This window comes from Serratia sp. DFXYC6 (assembly GCF_057196085.1).
Map to the genome: position 1 here is coordinate 365,957 of NZ_JBXUNV010000003.1, position 18,558 is coordinate 384,514.

The 18,558-nt window shown below is 59.3% G+C and carries 15 protein-coding genes and 1 other annotated feature; of the genes, 11 read left to right on the forward strand and 4 right to left on the reverse strand.

What is annotated here, in order from left to right:
* Nucleotides 1-39 precede the first annotated feature (39 nt).
* Nucleotides 40-756 carry a two-component system response regulator ArcA gene (arcA, locus tag AC2CGQ_RS18065; protein WP_004933003.1) on the reverse strand — a complete coding sequence of 239 codons (717 nt, stop codon included), beginning with the start codon at nt 754-756 and terminating at the stop codon, nt 40-42.
* Between the two features lie 629 nt (nt 757-1,385).
* On the opposite strand from arcA, the gene AC2CGQ_RS18070 reads away from it, so the two are divergent.
* The 5 genes from AC2CGQ_RS18070 to thrC all read left to right on the forward strand — a co-directional run bounded on the left by AC2CGQ_RS18070 (nt 1,386) and on the right by thrC (nt 7,117).
* A complete protein-coding gene (locus AC2CGQ_RS18070) occupies nt 1,386-2,072 on the forward strand; it encodes a tRNA/rRNA methyltransferase (RefSeq protein ID WP_004933000.1) in 687 nt (228 codons plus the stop codon).
* 212 nt (nt 2,073-2,284) lie between these two features.
* Entirely contained in the window at nt 2,285-2,353 is a 69-nt protein-coding gene (gene thrL, locus AC2CGQ_RS18075) for a thr operon leader peptide (protein WP_086581142.1), read from the forward strand.
* Nucleotides 2,292-2,409: a sequence feature (Thr leader region), on the forward strand. It overlaps the preceding gene by 62 nt.
* Before the next feature lie 24 nt (nt 2,410-2,433).
* Nucleotides 2,434-4,893, forward strand: coding sequence for a bifunctional aspartate kinase/homoserine dehydrogenase I (thrA, locus tag AC2CGQ_RS18080; protein ID WP_004932996.1), 2,460 nt, complete (start codon nt 2,434-2,436; stop codon nt 4,891-4,893).
* A 1-nt stretch (nt 4,894) separates the two neighbouring features.
* Entirely contained in the window at nt 4,895-5,824 is a 930-nt protein-coding gene (gene thrB / locus AC2CGQ_RS18085) for a homoserine kinase (protein WP_004932993.1), read from the forward strand.
* 3 nt (nt 5,825-5,827) lie between these two features.
* A complete protein-coding gene (thrC, locus tag AC2CGQ_RS18090; RefSeq protein WP_021505372.1) occupies nt 5,828-7,117 on the forward strand; it encodes a threonine synthase in 1,290 nt (429 codons plus the stop codon).
* A gap of 46 nt (nt 7,118-7,163) precedes the next feature.
* Here thrC and yaaA read toward each other — a convergent pair whose 3' ends face one another.
* Together yaaA and AC2CGQ_RS18100 are read right to left on the reverse strand one after the other, a co-directional pair.
* Nucleotides 7,164-7,940: a peroxide stress protein YaaA gene (gene yaaA, locus AC2CGQ_RS18095; RefSeq protein WP_004932988.1), complete on the reverse strand. Its 777-nt coding sequence runs from the start codon at nt 7,938-7,940 to the stop codon at nt 7,164-7,166.
* A gap of 105 nt (nt 7,941-8,045) precedes the next feature.
* Nucleotides 8,046-9,482, reverse strand: coding sequence for an alanine/glycine:cation symporter family protein (locus AC2CGQ_RS18100; RefSeq protein ID WP_082997241.1), 1,437 nt, complete (start codon nt 9,480-9,482; stop codon nt 8,046-8,048).
* Between the two features lie 383 nt (nt 9,483-9,865).
* Between AC2CGQ_RS18100 and tal the strand changes: the two genes are divergently transcribed.
* From tal to AC2CGQ_RS18115, 3 genes are all read left to right on the forward strand, one after another.
* Nucleotides 9,866-10,819: a transaldolase gene (tal, locus tag AC2CGQ_RS18105; RefSeq protein ID WP_004932982.1), complete on the forward strand. Its 954-nt coding sequence runs from the start codon at nt 9,866-9,868 to the stop codon at nt 10,817-10,819.
* A gap of 151 nt (nt 10,820-10,970) precedes the next feature.
* Nucleotides 10,971-11,558 carry a molybdopterin adenylyltransferase gene (gene mog, locus AC2CGQ_RS18110; RefSeq protein WP_015376607.1) on the forward strand — a complete coding sequence of 196 codons (588 nt, stop codon included), beginning with the start codon at nt 10,971-10,973 and terminating at the stop codon, nt 11,556-11,558.
* A gap of 124 nt (nt 11,559-11,682) precedes the next feature.
* On the forward strand, nt 11,683-12,990 hold the full coding sequence (locus AC2CGQ_RS18115) for an MFS transporter (protein WP_075684806.1): 1,308 nt from the start codon (nt 11,683-11,685) through the stop codon (nt 12,988-12,990).
* 46 nt (nt 12,991-13,036) lie between these two features.
* On the opposite strand, the gene satP is transcribed toward AC2CGQ_RS18115, so the two are convergent.
* Complete coding sequence (gene satP, locus AC2CGQ_RS18120; RefSeq protein WP_015376609.1) at nt 13,037-13,636, reverse strand: acetate uptake transporter; 600 nt, start codon at nt 13,634-13,636, stop codon at nt 13,037-13,039.
* A 324-nt stretch (nt 13,637-13,960) separates the two neighbouring features.
* Here satP and dnaK point away from each other — a divergent pair, with 324 nt between their 5' ends.
* The 3 genes from dnaK to nhaA all read left to right on the forward strand — a co-directional run bounded on the left by dnaK (nt 13,961) and on the right by nhaA (nt 18,508).
* Nucleotides 13,961-15,874 (forward strand): molecular chaperone DnaK, encoded by a 1,914-nt coding sequence (gene dnaK / locus AC2CGQ_RS18125; protein ID WP_004932972.1) that lies wholly within the window; start codon nt 13,961-13,963, stop codon nt 15,872-15,874.
* A 106-nt stretch (nt 15,875-15,980) separates the two neighbouring features.
* Nucleotides 15,981-17,105: a molecular chaperone DnaJ gene (gene dnaJ, locus AC2CGQ_RS18130; RefSeq protein WP_004932969.1), complete on the forward strand. Its 1,125-nt coding sequence runs from the start codon at nt 15,981-15,983 to the stop codon at nt 17,103-17,105.
* A gap of 236 nt (nt 17,106-17,341) precedes the next feature.
* The gene (gene nhaA / locus AC2CGQ_RS18135) at nt 17,342-18,508 is read left to right on the forward strand and encodes a Na+/H+ antiporter NhaA (protein ID WP_021505367.1); all 1,167 of its coding nucleotides are present in this window, start codon (nt 17,342-17,344) and stop codon (nt 18,506-18,508) included.
* Nucleotides 18,509-18,558: the final 50 nt, after the last annotated feature.

Genomic DNA, 18,558 nt, shown 5'->3' on the forward strand with positions numbered 1-18,558 from the left:
CAGCATGCTGAACCCCGTTTTCATGACGGCAGGCCGGAATTACTCTTCCAGATCGCCGCAGAAGCGGTAGCCTTCGCCGTGAATGGTGGCGATGATTTCCGGCGTATCCGGCGTCGATTCGAAGTGTTTGCGAATGCGACGGATAGTGACGTCCACGGTGCGGTCATGCGGCTTCAGCTCGCGGCCGGTCATTTTCTTCAGCAGTTCGCCGCGCGACTGGATCTTGCCCGGGTTTTCGCAGAAGTGCAGCATGGCGCGGAATTCGCTGCGCGGCAGCTTGTACTGTTCGCCGGCCGGGCTGATCAAAGAGCGGCTGTTGATGTCCAGCTCCCACCCGTTGAACTTGTAGCTCTCGACCAGACGGCGCTCTTCGCCGAGGCTGCCCAGGTTCATGGTGCGCGACAGCAGGTTGCGCGCGCGGATGGTCAGCTCACGCGGGTTGAACGGCTTGGTGATGTAATCGTCGGCGCCGATTTCCAGGCCGAGGATTTTGTCCACTTCGTTATCGCGACCGGTCAGGAACATCAAGGCTACGCTGGCCTGTTCACGCAGTTCGCGCGCCAACAGCAGGCCGTTTTTGCCTGGCAGGTTGATGTCCATGATGACCAGATTGATATCATTTTCAGACAGGATATTGTGCATCTCTGCACCATCATTGGCTTCATGAACAATGTAGCCTTCCGCCTCGAAAATGCTCTTCAGGGTGTTACGAGTGACTAACTCGTCTTCGACAATCAGAATGTGCGGGGTCTGCATATTTGCTACCTAAAATTGCCAACAAAATAGAAAATCGGAAGTACAGAAGTCTTTGTTTTCTTAGAGGAGGGCAGAGATAGCGCCACGTTCCCTCTCAGCAAATGACTAAAGTACGTAAACTCGTTCTTGATGCACTTTCCATCTCATGTCAACAAGATCGCTAGCCTGGTGGGGATGCTGTTCCCTACAACCCCTTGGGTGCCGAAACGGCGCATATCCTAACCCCATTAACAGCAATATAACAGCGCGTGCCGAATTCATCACCCAACAAAACTACGCTTTGTTGACATATATCAAATTCAATTGTAGCACGTTAACAGATTTGTGAAAAACACTTACAGAAATGCCAGTTTAAGTCACAGAACCTCAAATTCTGTGAACGATTCAGCATTATCCGGCCCGATAGGATACAATTATTCGCTTATTGATCATCGCGTTGTTTTAACTTATTGATAAATAAACGCAGTAAAACATAAGCGCGAATAATGACTATTACGACGGGTTTATTCGTTCAACGAGCCGTTTAATCTTGTTTGTTGCTATTAACGCGTTTATTGTTGCGTAATTGTAAATATAAGCGGGCGCTGCGCCATCGTCAAAAACGCAGGCCCGCCTTCGGTGGAAGAGTCATGCAGCTTCATATTGTTTTAGTGGCTCCGGCGCGGCCGGAAAATGTCGGCGCGGCGGCGCGCGCGATGAAAACCATGGGCTTCACGTCGTTGCGCATCGTCGACAGCGAAGCGCACCTGCAGCCGGCGGCGCGCTGGGTGGCGCACGGTGCCGGCGAGATCCTCGACGGCGTGCAAACGTTCGCCACGCTGGAACAGGCGCTGGCGGGCGTGGATTTTACCGTCGCCACCACCGCCCGCAGCCGCGCGCGCTTTCACTACTACTGTACGCCGCCCGAACTGCTGGAACAGCTGAGCGAGCGTAAGCAGTGGGTCGGCCAGGCCGCGCTGGTGTTCGGCCGCGAAGATTCCGGCCTGACCAACGAAGAGCTGGCGCTGGCGGACTTGCTGACCGGCGTGCCGATGCAGGCGGACTATCCGTCGCTTAACTTGGGCCAGGCGGTGATGGTTTACTGCTACCAGCTGGCGAGCCTGATGGGGGTCAGTACACCGCAGGAAACGGCGGCGTCGGAAGGGCAGCTCAAGGCGCTGCGCCGCCGCGCCGATGCCTTGTTGAACGCGTTGGAGGTCGGCGATGACCAAAAATTGCGCGACTGGCTGCACCAGCGCCTCGGCGCGCTGCAACAGCGAGATACGGCGATGCTGCATACGCTGCTGCACGATATCGAAAAAAAACTCGCCAAGTGATAGCGGCTCCATCAGACGGTTACCCAGCGTGATCCACTAGTAAATCGGCTTTAAGTTGTTTTTTTGTTCTGTCATTTTGCTTTTCACCTGTTGCATCGCGCATTACCGCCGCTGAACGGAAAATAAGCAAAAAAAAGAAATAGTTTGACTTGGGATAGCGATTGCTTTAACCAATAGAGGGGACAGAGTATTTCATGAGACAGACAGACAACATGCGCAACATCAGCCTGAAAACCACAATTATTACCACCACCGATACCACAGGTAACGGGGCGGGCTGACGCGCACAGGAAACACAGAAAAAAGCCCGCACCTAATCAGTGCGGGCTTTTTTTTCGGCTTAAATTCGGAGAGATCACACATGCGAGTGCTGAAATTTGGCGGAACCTCGGTGGCGAATGCAGAACGTTTTCTGCGCGTCGCCGACATCATGGAGAGTAATGCGCGTCAGGGACAGGTAGCCACGGTCTTGTCCGCCCCCGCAAAGATCACCAACCATCTGGTGGCAATGATCGACAAAACGGTGGCGGGCCAGGACATTCTGCCGAATATCAGCGACGCCGAGCGGATCTTTGCCGACCTGCTGAGCGGGCTGGCGCAGGCGCTGCCGGGCTTTGAATACGATCGTTTGAAAGGCGTGGTCGATCAGGAGTTCGCGCAGCTCAAACAGGTGTTGCACGGGGTCTCGCTGTTGGGTCAGTGCCCGGACAGCGTCAACGCGGCGATCATCTGCCGCGGCGAAAAGCTCTCCATCGCCATCATGGAAGGGGTGTTCCGCGCCAAGGGCTACCCGGTCACGGTGATCAATCCGGTGGAGAAACTGCTGGCGCAGGGCCACTACCTGGAGTCTACCGTGGATATCGCCGAGTCCACGCTGCGCATCGCCGCCGCGGCGATCCCGGCCGACCACATCGTGCTGATGGCCGGCTTCACCGCCGGTAACGACAAGGGCGAGCTGGTGGTGCTGGGCCGCAACGGCTCCGACTATTCCGCCGCGGTGCTGGCCGCCTGCCTGCGCGCCGACTGTTGCGAAATCTGGACCGACGTCGACGGCGTGTATACCTGCGATCCGCGCACCGTACCGGACGCCAGGCTGCTGAAATCGATGTCGTACCAGGAGGCGATGGAGCTTTCCTATTTCGGCGCCAAAGTGCTGCACCCTCGCACCATCACGCCGATTGCCCAATTCCAAATCCCTTGCCTGATAAAAAACACCTCCAACCCGCAGGCGCCCGGCACGCTGATCGGCAAAGACAGCACCGATGCCGATATGCCGGTGAAAGGCATCACCAACCTGAATAATATGGCGATGATCAACGTCTCCGGCCCGGGCATGAAAGGCATGGTCGGCATGGCCGCACGGGTGTTCGCCGTGATGTCGCGCGCCGGCATTTCGGTGGTGCTGATCACCCAATCCTCTTCCGAATACAGCATCAGCTTCTGCGTGCCGCAGGGTGAACTGCAGCGCGCCCGCCGCGCACTGGAAGAGGAGTTCTATCTGGAGCTGAAAGACGGCGTGCTGGATCCGCTGGACGTCATGGAGCGCCTGGCGATCATCTCGGTGGTCGGCGACGGCATGCGCACCCTGCGCGGCATTTCCGCTCGCTTCTTCTCCGCGCTGGCGCGCGCCAACATCAATATCGTCGCCATCGCCCAGGGCTCTTCCGAGCGTTCAATCTCGGTGGTGGTCAGCAATGATTCCGCCACCACCGGCGTGCGCGTCAGCCACCAGATGCTGTTCAACACCGATCAGGTGATCGAAGTGTTCGTCATCGGCGTCGGCGGCGTCGGCGGGGCGCTGATCGAGCAGATCTACCGCCAGCAGCCGTGGCTGAAGCAAAAACATATCGACCTGCGGGTGTGCGGCATCGCCAACTCGCGCGTGATGCTGACCAACGTGCACGGCATCGCGCTGGACAGCTGGCGGGACGAGCTGGCCGGCGCGCAGGAGCCGTTCAATCTCGGCCGCCTGATCCGGCTGGTGAAGGAGTATCACCTGCTGAACCCGGTGATCGTCGACTGTACCTCCAGCCAGGCGGTGGCCGATCAGTATGTGGACTTCCTGGCGGACGGCTTCCATGTGGTAACGCCGAACAAAAAGGCCAACACCTCGTCGATGAACTATTATCAGCAACTGCGCGCCGCCGCCGCCGGTTCGCACCGCAAGTTCCTCTACGACACCAACGTCGGCGCCGGTCTGCCGGTGATCGAGAACCTGCAAAACCTGCTGAACGCCGGCGATGAGCTGGTGCGTTTCTCCGGCATCCTGTCCGGTTCGCTGTCCTTTATTTTTGGCAAGCTGGATGAAGGGCTGTCGCTGTCGGCGGCGACTCTGCAGGCCAGAGCCAATGGCTACACCGAGCCGGATCCGCGCGACGATCTGTCCGGTATGGACGTGGCGCGCAAGCTGCTGATCCTGGCGCGCGAAGCCGGTTACAAGCTGGAGCTGAGCGATATCGAGGTCGAGCCGGTGCTGCCGCCGTCCTTCGACGCGTCGGGCGACGTGGAGCATTTCCTGGCGCGGCTGCCGGAACTGGATAAAGAGTTCGCGCGCAACGTGGCCAATGCCGCCGAGCAAGGCAAGGTGCTGCGCTATGTCGGCCTGATCGACGAAGGGCGCTGTAAGGTGCGCATCGAGGCGGTGGACGGCAACGATCCGTTGTATAAAGTGAAGAACGGCGAGAACGCGCTGGCCTTCTACAGCCGTTATTATCAGCCGCTGCCGCTGGTGCTGCGCGGCTACGGCGCCGGTAACGATGTGACCGCAGCGGGCGTGTTCGCCGATCTGCTGCGCACACTGTCATGGAAGTTGGGAGTTTAATATGGTTAAGGTGTATGCACCGGCCTCGATCGGTAACGTCAGCGTCGGTTTTGATGTGCTGGGCGCGGCGGTTTCGCCGATCGACGGCACGCTGCTGGGCGACTGCGTCAGCGTGGAAGCCGCCGAGACGTTCAGTCTGCAAAACGCCGGGCGCTTCGTCAGCAAGCTGCCGGCCGAGCCGAAAGAGAACATCGTTTATCAATGCTGGGAGCGTTTCTGCCAGGAGATCGGCCGCGAAGTGCCGGTGGCGATGCGGCTGGAAAAGAACATGCCGATCGGATCGGGGCTGGGCTCCAGCGCTTGTTCGGTGGTGGCCGGGCTGATGGCGATGAACGAATTTTGCGATCGCCCGCTGGATAAGACGACGCTGCTCGGTCTGATGGGCGAGCTGGAAGGCCGCATTTCCGGCAGCGTGCATTACGACAACGTGGCGCCCTGCTATCTGGGCGGCCTGCAGCTGATGCTGGAAGAAGAAGGCATTATCAGCCAGGAAGTGCCGTGCTTTGACGATTGGCTGTGGGTGATGGCCTATCCGGGCATCAAGGTCTCCACCGCCGAAGCGCGCGCCATTTTACCCGCGCAGTACCGCCGTCAGGATTGCATCAGCCACGGACGTTATCTGGCCGGCTTTATTCACGCCTGCCACACCCGGCAGCCGCAGCTGGCCGCCAAATTGATGCAGGACGTGATCGCCGAGCCGTACCGCACCCGGCTGCTGCCGGGCTTCGCCGAAGCGCGCAAGGCGGCGCAGGAGATCGGCGCGCTGGCCTGCGGCATCTCCGGCTCCGGCCCGACGCTGTTCGCCGTCTGCAACGACGGCGCCACCGCGCAACGCATGGCCGCCTGGCTGCAACAACACTATCTGCAAAACGACGAAGGTTTTGTTCATATTTGCCGTCTGGATACCGCAGGCGCTCGACTATTGGGATAACGCATGAAACTGTACAACCTTAAGGATCACAACGAGCAGGTCAGCTTCGCGCAGGCGATCAAACAAGGCCTGGGCAAGCAGCAGGGGCTGTTCTTCCCGCTGGAGCTGCCGGAGTTCGAACTGACCGAGATCGACCAGCTGCTGGAGCAGGACTTTGTCACCCGCAGCAGCCGCATTCTGTCGGCCTTTATCGGCGAAGAAGTGCCGGAAGCGGCGCTGAAGAAACGCGTACAGGCCGCCTTTGAGTTTCCGGCGCCGGTAGCGAAAGTGACGGAAGACGTCTCCTGCCTGGAGCTGTTCCACGGCCCGACGCTGGCGTTCAAAGACTTCGGCGGCCGCTTTATGGCGCAGATGCTGGCGGAAGTGGCCGGCGATCAGCCAGTGACCATTTTGACCGCCACCTCCGGCGACACCGGCGCCGCCGTGGCGCACGCCTTCTATGGCCTGAAGAACGTTCGGGTGGTGATCCTTTACCCGCAGGGCAAAATCAGCCCGCTGCAGGAAAAGCTGTTCTGCACCCTGGGCGGCAATATTCACACCGTGGCGATCGACGGCGACTTCGACGCCTGTCAGGCGCTGGTGAAACAGGCGTTCGACGATCAGGAATTGAAAGACGCGCTGCACCTGAACTCGGCCAACTCGATCAACATCAGTCGCTTGCTGGCGCAGATTTGCTACTACTTCGAAGCGGTGGCGCAGCTGCCGCAGGAAGCGCGCAATCAGCTGGTGATTTCGGTGCCGAGCGGCAACTTCGGCGACCTGACCGCCGGGCTGCTGGCCAAATCGCTGGGCCTGCCGGTGAAGCGCTTCATCGCCGCCACCAACGCCAACGACACCGTGCCGCGCTTCCTGACCAGCGGCCAGTGGCAGCCGCACGCTACGGTCGCGACGCTGTCCAACGCCATGGATGTCAGCCAGCCGAACAACTGGCCGCGCGTGGAAGAGCTGTTCCGTCGCAAGGTCTGGCAGTTGAAAGAGCTGGGTCACGCGGCGGTCAGCGACGAGACCACCAAAGACACGATGCGTGAGCTGGCCGAGCTGGGCTATATCTCCGAACCGCACGCGGCCATCGCTTACCGCGCGCTGCGCGATCAGCTGCAGGAAGGGGAGTTCGGGCTGTTCCTCGGCACGGCGCATCCGGCCAAGTTTAAAGAGAGCGTGGAAGCGATCCTCGGCCAGGAGCTGCCGTTGCCGAAAGCGCTGGCGCTGCGGGCCGATCTGCCGCTGCTGTCGCACACGCTGCCGGCCAGTTTCGGCGAGCTGCGCAAATTCCTGATGGCGCTGCCGGCCTGAAGTTCGGCAGGCTAGAAGGCGAAAAGCCGTCTTGCGACGGCTTTTTTTATGCCTGCTCCGGGCGTTTGAACACCAGTTCATTGCCTTGCGAAGCGGCTTCGTCGAAGGCGTAGCCTTCCAGGTTGAAGTCCGCCAGCTGCTCGCTGCGCGTCAGGCGGTTTTTGATGATAAAGCGGCTCATCAACCCGCGCGCTTTCTTGGCGTAGAAGCTGATGACCTTGAACTTGCCGTTCTTCTCGTCGAGGAACACCGGTTTGATCAGCGAGCCGTGCAGCTTGGCCGGCTTCACTGCTTTGAAATACTCGTCTGACGCCAGGTTGACCACCACGTCGTCGCCCTGTTGCTCCAGCGCTTCGTTGAGCTTTTGGGTGATCTGATCGCCCCAGAAGCTGTACAGATCTTTGCCCTTCGGGTTTTCCAGCTTGATGCCCATCTCCAGCCGGTACGGCATCATCAGATCGAGCGGCCGCAGCACGCCATACAGGCCGGACAGCATGCGCAAATGCTGCTGGGCGAAGTCGAAATCGGCTTCGTTGAAATCCTGCGCCTGCAGGCCGGTGTAAACGTCGCCCTTGAACGCCAGCAGCGCCTGGCGGGCGTTGTCCGGGGTAAATTTCGGCTGCCATTCGCTAAAGCGCGCGGCGTTGAGCCCGGCCAGCTTGTCGCTGATGCTCATCAGGCTGGCGATTTGCGCCGGCGTCAGCGCGCGGCAAATTTTGATAAGCCGCTGAGACTTGTCCAGCAGTTCGGGCTGCGTGAAGCGTTCTGTCGCCAGCGGGCTGTCGTAATCGAGCGTTTTTGCAGGGGAAATAATAACGAGCATGGCCAGATCCTGTTTATCCAAGTGCGCATACTGTAGCAAAAAGCGCGGAAAAAAGGGGCAATCGGTCCAATAGGCGGGGCGTGCATCGCACACGCCCCGGAATACTCAGCGCGGCGGCTGCTTGTCGTCCCACACGCCCGGCTCCAGCTGCGATTTCAGCTCCGGATAACGGTTGGCGTCGAAGGTCGGCAGCTTGCCCAGGCGGCGCTGGCGATGGTAGTCGTCGGCCAGCTTCAGCGCCACCCGCGACAGCAGCAGGATCGCCGTCAGGTTGGTGATCGCCATCAGCGCCATGGAGGTATCCGCCATTTTCCACACCAGCGGCAGCTCCGCCAGCGCGCCGAACATCACCATGCCCAGCGCCACGCAGCGGAAAATCAGCAGGCCGCCCGGATGATTGTGTTCGAGGAACACCAGGTTGCTCTCGGCATAGGCGTAGTTGGCGATGATCGAGGTAAAGGCGAAGAAGAAGATGGCGATAGCGACGAACGGCGTACCCCAACTGCCGACGGCGGTCGACAGCGCGCGCTGTGTCAGATCGATGCCGCTGATGCTGTCGGTCGGCTGATCGAGAATGCCGGAGGAGAGGATGATCGCCGCGGTGGCGCTGCAGATGACGATGGTATCGATAAACACCCCGAGCATTTGCACGTAGCCCTGCGAAGCGGGATGCGGCGGATAAGGCGAGGCGGACGCCGCCGCGTTGGGCGCCGATCCCATGCCGGCTTCGTTGGAGAACAGGCCGCGCTGTACGCCCTGGGTCATCGCCTGGGAGATGCCGTAACCGACGGCGCCGGCCGCGGCTTCCTGCAGGCCGAAGGCGCTTTTGAAGATCAGCGCCAGGATCGCCGGCATGTGTTCGATGTTATGGCCAATCACCCAGAGGGCCAGCAACAGGTAGGCACCGGCCATCAGCGGCACCACCAGTTCGGCCACTTTGGCGATGGAACGGATGCCGCCGAAGATCACCACGCCGCTCAGCAGCACCAGACCGATGCCGACGTGCAGCGGCTGTAAGTGGAAGGCGACGGCGGAAGCTTGCGCGATGGAGTTGGCCTGCACGGCGTTGAACACCAGACCGAATGCGATGATCAGGAAGATCGAAAACAGCACGCCCATCCAGCGCATGCCAAGGCCTTTTTCCATGTAATAGGCCGGGCCGCCACGGTAGTTGCCGTTATCGTCTTTGGTTTTATAGAGCTGAGCCAGCGAGCTTTCCACAAATGAGGTGGCCATGCCGATAAACGCCACCACCCACATCCAGAAGATGGCGCCGGGGCCGCCGGCGGTCAGGGCGATGGCGACACCGGTCAGGTTGCCGGTGCCGACGCGCGCTGCCAGCGTGGTGCACAGCGCCTGGAAAGAGGAGATGCCGGCGCTGTCGCTTTTATTGCTGTTTTTCAACACCGAGAACATGTGGCTGAAGTGGCGGAGCTGGATAAAGCGGGTGCGCAGCGTGAAGTAAATGCCGGTGCCGAGCAGCAGATAAATCAGCACCGACCCCCACAAAATGTTGTTTATAAAATTCATCAGGTCCGTCAATGGATCCCTCCTCTTATCGAAATTTAATGCGCACCTTGCAGCATCCACCGCAGGTGAAAAACATTGGCCTATTTTTTACAAGAGCTTAGCTGGAATCTGTCCGGCGTCAGTCGATTAAGATTTTTCGCAGATTAGCGGACGAATTGCATCAATTTTTTCGAATTTAACATAATTTATTCGGACAATAGCACGTTATTGCCTTTCCATCCGCTCGGTAATGGCGAAAGATATCGGCGTAAACGGTTGCTCGCCCAAGGATAAAACAGATGCTTGCGCGCCGCGGTTTTCCAGCCTTGCACCGGGCTTGGCGCATGTTATTATCAGGGTAGGGCATGGTTGAACAATGCCAAAAGTTCATGCACAAACGATGAGATAATGCCAACATGACCGACAAATTAACTTCCCTGCGCCAGCTGACCACGGTGGTTGCAGATACGGGTGATATCGCGGCAATGAAGCTGTATCAACCGCAGGACGCCACAACCAACCCTTCGCTGATCCTCAATGCAGCCCAAATTCCTGAATACCGCAAACTGATTGACGAAGCCATCGCCTGGGCGCGCGGCCAGAGCAGCGATCGCGAGCAGCAAATCGCCGATGCCGCCGACAAGCTGGCGGTCAACATCGGTCTGGAGATCCTCAAACTGGTTCCGGGCCGCATCTCCACCGAAGTGGATGCACGCCTGTCTTACGACACCGTTGCCAGCGTGGCCAAGGCCAAGCGCCTGATCAAGCTGTACAACGAAGCCGGCATCAGCAACGATCGCATTCTGATCAAACTGGCCTCGACCTGGCAGGGCATCCGCGCGGCGGAGCAGCTGGAGAAAGAAGGCATCAACTGTAACCTGACGCTGCTGTTCTCCTTCGCTCAGGCTCGCGCCTGTGCCGAAGCCGGCGTTTACCTGATCTCGCCGTTCGTCGGCCGTATCCTCGACTGGTACAAAGCCAACGGCGACAAGAAAGAGTTCGCCCCGCACGAAGATCCGGGCGTGATCTCCGTGACCGAAATTTACCAGTATTACAAACAGCACGGCTACAACACCGTGGTGATGGGCGCCAGCTTCCGCAACGTCGGCGAAATCATCGAACTGGCCGGCTGCGACCGCCTGACCATCGCCCCTGCGCTGCTGAAAGAGCTGGCGGAGAGCGAAGGCGCGCTGGAGCGCAAACTGTCTTATACCGGTGAAGTGAAGGCGCGTCCTGCCGCACTGACCGAACCTGAGTTCTACTGGCAGCACAACCAGGATCCGATGGCGGTCGAGAAACTGACCGACGGCATCCGCAAGTTCGCCGTAGACCAGGGCAAACTGGAAAAAATGATCGCCGACCTGCTGTAATTCCCGCAGATCGCGCAGTAAAAAGGTGGCTCAGGCCACCTTTTTTTATGCCCGACGCCCCTGCCGGCGGGGGAAGCCCTTATACTCTCGGCAATGACAACAGAACGGGGGACGAGCCCGTTCGGACCCCATCAGGCTGTAGAGGTTACGCATGGATATTTTACGTATTGGTTTGGTTTCCGTTTCCGACCGCGCTTCCGGCGGCGTTTACCAGGATAAAGGCATTCCGGCGCTGGAGGAGTGGCTGGCCGGCGCGCTGGCGACGCCGTTCAAGCTGGAAACCCGGCTGATCCCCGATGAGCAGACGCAAATAGAACAGACGCTGTGCGAGCTGGTGGACGAAATGGGCTGCCATCTGGTGCTGACCACTGGCGGCACCGGGCCGGCGCGCCGCGACGTCACCCCCGACGCCACGCTGGCGATCGCCGATCGCGTGATGCCCGGCTTCGGCGAGCAAATGCGTCAGATCAGCCTACACTATGTGCCAACGGCAATTCTTTCTCGCCAGGTGGGGGCGATCCGCAAACAGGCGCTGATCATCAACCTGCCCGGCCAACCGAAGTCGATCAAGGAAACGCTGGAAGGGGTAAAGGATGAGCAGGGCAATGCGGTGGTGCACGGCATCTTCGCCAGCGTGCCTTACTGCATTCAGCTGCTCGACGGGCCTTACGTCGAAACGCATGCCGCAGTGGTAGCAGCATTTCGGCCAAAGAGCGCGCGTCGCGAGATAAACCTCTAAATTTCAGCAATCTGCGAGATCGGCTTCAACCCGTCTGGTGTGAAAATAATTTGCCGCTATAGTAAGGATTCTTTTACAGAAAGCCTGCGGCTTTTATTTTTACAGCCTTTACCGACGGTGCCCTATGCCTCACGACACTAATCGCCGGCTGAACCGGCAAGACTACAAAACGCTGACGTTGGCCGCGTTGGGCGGCGCGTTGGAGTTTTACGACTTCATCATCTTCGTGTTCTTCGCCGCCGTGGTCGGCGATCTGTTCTTCCCGGCGGACATGCCGGAATGGCTGCGGCTGGTGCAAACCTTCGGTATCTTCGCCGCCGGCTATCTGGCCCGCCCGCTGGGCGGCATCGTGATGGCGCACTTCGGCGATCTGGTCGGCCGCAAAAAGATGTTTACCCTGAGCATTCTGCTGATGGCGTTGCCGACGCTGGCGATGGGCCTGCTGCCGACCTACGCCAGCATCGGCATCGCCGCGCCGCTGTTGCTGCTGCTGATGCGCGTGCTGCAGGGGGCGGCGATCGGCGGTGAGGTGCCGGGTGCCTGGGTCTTCGTCGCCGAACACGTGCCGCGCCGGCGCATCGGCTTCGCCTGCGGCACGCTGACCGCCGGGCTGACGGTGGGCATCCTGCTGGGCTCGGTGGTGGCGACGGTGATCAACACCACGCTCAGCCCGCAGAGCATTGCCGGCGGCGGCTGGCGTATTCCATTCCTGCTTGGCGGCATGTTCGGCCTGGTGGCGATGTACCTGCGCCGCTGGCTGCAGGAAACGCCGATCTTTATCGAGATGCAGGCGCGTAAAGCGCTGGCCGAGGAGCTGCCGCTGAAATCGGTGGTGCTCAACCACAAACGGGAAGTGGCGGTGTCGATGCTGCTGACCTGGCTGCTCTCCGCCGGCATCGTGGTGGTGATCCTGATGACCCCGACCTATCTGCAAAAGCAGTTCGGCATCGCGCCGGCCTTAACGCTGCAGGCCAACAGCATCGCCACCATCATGTTGATCGCCGGCTGCATCGTCGCCGGTTTGTCGGCCGATCGCTTCGGCGCCAGCAAAACGCTGGTGGCCGGCAGTGTACTGCTGGCCGGCTGCAGCTGGCTGTTCTATCAGACGGTGGGCGTGCGCCCGGAAATGCTGTTCGCCTGTTATGCTCTGGTGGGGTTCAGCGTAGGCGTGGTGGGGGCCGTACCGTACGTGATGGTGCGGGCATTCCCGGCGGAAGTGCGGTTTACCGGTATCTCGTTCTCATATAACGTCTCGTACGCTATTTTTGGCGGTTTAACCCCTATTTTTGTGACGCTGATCATGAAATTAACCCCGTTAGCGCCCGCTTACTATGTGTTGGCGCTGTCGCTCATCGGGCTGCTGCTCGGCTTCTACCTGCATCGTGACCTGAACAGCGAAGCCGGGGAGCGGCGAGCCGACTCCTACAGCTAAAAAAAAAAGCCCTGCAGTGCAGGGCTTTTTCATCAGGGGCGGGCGATTACGCCGTGACCGGTGAGGCCGCGACGCGCGCCGGAGCCGGTTCGCCAATCGGCAGCACGGTGCGGCCGTATTGCTCGTTGAGTACTTCGGCCATCGCCAGGTAAATGGCGCTGGCGCCGCAGATAATCCCTTCATAGCCGGCGAAGGTCAGCAGCGTGTGGTTGCCGGTGATGTTGCCGACGGCCAGCAGGGCGAACAGCAGCGTCAGGCTGGCGAACACGAACTGCAGTACGCGGTTGGCGCCCAGGGTGCCGAAGAACATGAACAGGGTGAAGACGCCCCACAGCGCCAGGTAGATGCCCAGCACGTGGGCCTCGGTGGCCTCTGCCAGGCCCAGACGCGGCAGCAGCAGCAGGCCGACCAGGCTCAGCCAGAAGCTGCCGTAGGCGGTGAAGGCGGTCATGCCGAAGGTGTTGCCCTTCTTGTACTCCAGCAGTCCGGCCAGGATCTGTGCCAGGCCACCGAAGAAAATCCCCATGCTGATGATGGCGGAGTTCAGTGGGAAAAAGCCCGCGTTGTGCAGGTTCAGCAAGACGGTGGTCATCCCGAAGCCCATCAGGCCGAGAGGGCCGGGATTCGCCAACTTGTTGGTGTGCATAAGTCCTCTGCGATAACAGAAAATTAACGGAAACAGCGAATTAAAATCATAAATGGTCTGAATGGCCAAAAAATCGAAGTTTTCCACCAGAGCGCGCGCATCATAATGATCCCCGCAACCGGAAACAATGATCTGAATGACGATAAAAAAAGAAATTTTTTTCGCCTTGCCCCTTGATGCCGGGTTGGATGGCCCCATCTTATTTGCAACCGCAGCTGCTAACCGCGGGTCGCACTGAGATATCGGGCAGTTGAAAAGCAAAAAATCGCCCGCATATAGGTTAGCAACCTGACTGATTATGAATTTTTTAGTGGAGACGTTTAGATGGGCAAAATTATTGGTATCGACCTGGGTACGACCAACTCTTGCGTAGCAATTATGGATGGTGCCAAGGCACGCGTGCTGGAAAACGCCGAGGGCGACCGCACCACTCCTTCTATTATCGCATATACCCAGGACGGTGAAACTCTGGTTGGCCAGCCGGCTAAGCGTCAGGCAGTCACCAACCCTGAAAACACCCTGTTCGCCATCAAGCGCCTGATCGGTCGCCGCTTCCAGGATGAAGAAGCGCAGCGCGACAAAGCGATCATGCCGTACAAAATCGTCGAAGCCGACAACGGCGACGCCTGGCTGGAAGTGAAAGGCCAGAAAATGGCTCCGCCGCAGATCTCTGCGGAAGTGCTGAAAAAAATGAAGAAAACGGCGGAAGATTACCTGGGCGAACCGGTAACTGAAGCGGTTATCACCGTACCGGCTTACTTCAACGACGCCCAGCGTCAGGCGACCAAAGACGCCGGCCGCATCGCGGGTCTGGAAGTCAAGCGCATCATCAACGAACCGACCGCGGCGGCCCTGGCCTATGGCCTGGACAAAGAAGTCGGCAACCGCACCATCGCGGTTTATGACCTGGGCGGCGGTACTTTCGATATCTCCATCATCGAAATCGACGACGTTGACGGCGAAAAAACCTTCGAAGTGCTGGCGACCAACGGTGACACCCACCTGGGTGGCGAAGACTTCGACAGCCGTCTGATCAACTACCTGGTGGAAGAGTTCAAGAAAGATCAGGGCATCGATCTGCGCAACGATCCGCTGGCGATGCAGCGTCTGAAAGAAGCCGCTGAGAAAGCGAAGATCGAACTGTCTTCCGCTCAGCAGACCGACGTTAACCTGCCGTACATCACTGCAGACGCGACCGGTCCAAAACACATGAACATCAAAGTGACTCGCGCCAAACTCGAGTCGCTGGTTGAAGATTTGGTGGCGCGCTCCATCGAGCCGCTGAAAGTGGCGCTGAAAGACGCAGGCCTGTCGGTTTCCGACATCCAGGACGTGATCCTGGTGGGCGGCCAGACCCGTATGCCAATGGTGCAGAAGAAAGTCGCAGACTTCTTCGGCAAAGAGCCGCGTAAAGACGTGAACCCGGACGAAGCGGTTGCCGTGGGCGCTGCGGTACAGGGCGGCGTGTTGGCCGGTGATGTGAAAGACGTTCTGCTGCTGGACGTGACCCCGCTGTCGCTGGGTATCGAAACCATGGGCAGCGTGATGACGCCGCTGATCACCAAAAACACCACGATCCCGACCAAGCACAGCCAGGTGTTCTCTACTGCGGAAGACAACCAGTCTGCGGTAACCATCCACGTGCTGCAGGGCGAGCGTAAGCGCGCCAGCGATAACAAATCTCTGGGCCAGTTCAACCTGGACGGCATCCAGGCGGCACCGCGCGGCATGGCGCAGATCGAAGTGACCTTCGATATCGATGCCGACGGCATCCTGCACGTGTCTGCCAAAGACAAGAACACCGGCCGTGAGCAGAAGATCACCATCAAGGCATCTTCTGGCCTGAACGAAGACGAAATCCAGAAAATGGTGCGCGATGCCGAGCTGAACGCTGAAGCTGACCGCAAGTTCGAAGAGCTGGTACAGACGCGTAACCAGGCGGATCACCTGATCCACGGTACTCGCAAGCAACTGGAAGAAGCGGGCGACAAACTGCCGGCGGAAGACAAAACGGCGATCGAAGCGGCGCTGAAAGATCTGGAAGCGGCGGTGAAAGGCGAAGACAAAGCCGAGATCGAAGCGAAGACCCAGGCGTTGGTGCAGGTTTCCGGCAAGCTGCTGGAAATGGCTCAGGCGCAGCAGGCTCAGCAGGGTGCTGACGCCGGCGCGGACAACGCGGCGCAGAAAGACGACGACGTGGTTGACGCCGAGTTCGAAGAAGTTAAAGACAAAAAATAATCGCCCTTAAGCGGGCACGGGGCGGCCGAGGTGCCGCTCCCGGAAACCAGCACGGGCGTCGAGGTAACTCTGCGCCCGTGCACGCATGTTAAGGGTAAGCGAAAGAATGGCAAAGAAAGACTATTACGAGATTCTCGGCGTCAGCAAGACGGCGGATGAACGTGAGATCAAAAAGGCGTACAAACGCCTGGCGATGAAATACCATCCTGACCGCAACCAGGAACAAGACGCCGAAACCAAGTTTAAAGAAGTTAAAGAAGCTTACGAAGTTCTGACCGACGACCAGAAACGCGCGGCCTACGACCAGTATGGGCACGCGGCCTTTGAACAGGGCGGCATGGGCGGCGGCGGCTTTGGCGGCGGCGCCGACTTCAGCGATATCTTTGGCGACGTGTTTGGCGACATCTTCGGCGGAGGCCGCCGTCAGCGCGCCAGCCGCGGTTCCGATCTGCGCTATAACATGGAGCTGACCCTCGAGGAAGCGGTACGTGGCGTCACCAAAGAGATCCGCATCCCGACGCTGGAAGAGTGCGACGTCTGCCACGGCAGCGGCGCCAAACCGGGCAGCTCACCGGTCACCTGCCCAACCTGTCACGGCCAGGGCCAGGTGCAGATGCGTCAGGGCTTCTTCACCGTGCAGCAGGCGTGTCCGCACTGCCATGGCCGCGGTCAGATCATCAAAGATCCGTGCAACAAGTGCCACGGCCACGGCCGGGTAGAAAAATCCAAAACGCTGTCGGTGAAAATTCCGGCCGGCGTGGATACCGGCGATCGTATCCGCCTGGCGGGTGAAGGCGAAGCTGGCGAGCACGGCGCACCGGCGGGCGATCTGTACGTTCAGGTGCAGGTGAAGGCGCACCCGATCTTCGAGCGTGAAGGCAACAACCTGTACTGTGAAGTGCCGATCAACTTCGCCATGGCGGCGCTGGGCGGCGAGATTGAAGTACCGACGCTGGACGGCCGGGTGAAACTGAAGGTGCCTTCGGAGACCCAAACCGGCAAGCTGTTCCGCATGCGCGGCAAGGGCGTGAAATCGGTGCGTGGCGGCAGCCAGGGCGACCTGCTGTGCCGCGTGGTGGTGGAAACCCCGGTCAATCTGAACGACAAGCAAAAGCAGCTGCTGCGTGAGCTGGAAGAGAGCCTGGGTGGCCCGTCCGGCGACAAGAACAGCCCGCGCTCGAAGAGCTTCTTCGACGGGGTGAAAAAGTTCTTTGACGATCTGACTCGCTAACCTGCTGTTTCTGTTGGTTTATGTGCGAACCCCGGGCATCTGTCCCGGGGTTTTTATTTGCGCGCTAAACCGCTAATTCCACAACGTAAATGTGACTTATTCGTGCTTTTTATCGGTTTTATCGAGCTATTTAGCATTTATAAACTTATTTTTTCGAACTAAAACGCCCTCTATACTCACTTCATGACTGTGGTTCGCAGGGCGCTATGTCCTGCACAGATTTGGAGAGACGTACTGTGACCAACATCATTCGTCAATTTTTACGTCAGGAAGCCGCGGGCGGTATCATTCTGATCGCGGCGGCGATCGTCGCCCTGATCATGGCCAACACCCCGGCGCAGGGGATCTATCAGGCATTCCTTAACCTGCCGGTGATGGTGAAGGTAGCTTCGCTGGAGATCGCTAAACCGCTGCTGCTGTGGATAAACGACGGCCTGATGGCCATCTTCTTCCTGGTGGTGGGGCTCGAGGTCAAGCGCGAGCTGATGCAAGGCTCGCTGTCCGGGCGTGACAAGGCGGTGTTTCCGGCGATCGCCGCGCTGGGCGGCATGTTGGCGCCGGCGCTGATTTACCTGCTGTTCAACGGCGCGGATGAAGTTACCCGCCAGGGTTGGGCGATCCCGGCCGCGACCGACATCGCCTTTGCGCTGGGCGTCATGGCGCTGCTGGGCAACCGCGTGCCAACCAGCCTGAAAGTGTTCCTGTTGGCGCTGGCGATCATCGATGACCTGGGCGTGATCATCATCATCGCGCTGTTCTACACCCACGAAGTGTCGATGGTGGCGCTGGGCGTGGCGGCGGCGGCGACGGCGCTGCTGGCGGTGATGAACTGGCGCGGCGTGGGCAAGACCTCGCTGTACATGATGGTCGGCCTGGTGCTGTGGGTGGCGATCCTCAAGTCCGGGGTGCATGCGACGCTGGCCGGGGTGATTGTCGGCTTTATGATCCCGTTGAACGTCAAAAAGGGGCCATCGCCGTCGGAAACGCTGGAGCATGAGCTGCACCCGTGGGTGGCGTTCATGATCCTGCCGCTGTTCGCTTTCGCCAACGCCGGGGTCTCTTTGCAGGGCGTATCGCTGGAGGGATTGACGTCGCTGCTGCCGGTTGGGATTGCGGCTGGCCTGTTTATCGGCAAGCCGCTGGGGATTTTCCTCTTCAGCCTGCTGGCGGTGAAAATGGGCATCGCCCGTTTGCCTGAAGGTATCGGCTTCAAACAGGTGTTTGCCGTTTCGGTGCTTTGCGGCATTGGTTTTACCATGTCGATTTTTATCGCCTCGCTGGCGTTCGGCGATGCGGATGCGGCGCTCAGCACCTATTCCCGCCTGGGGATCCTGTTGGGCTCCACCACTGCGGCGGTGGTAGGGTATGGATTACTGCGTCTGGCGTTGCCGCGCGTGCGTTAATCCTGAATGTGCCCGGTAAGGGCACATAATAAAATGGCTGGTCGGAGCTG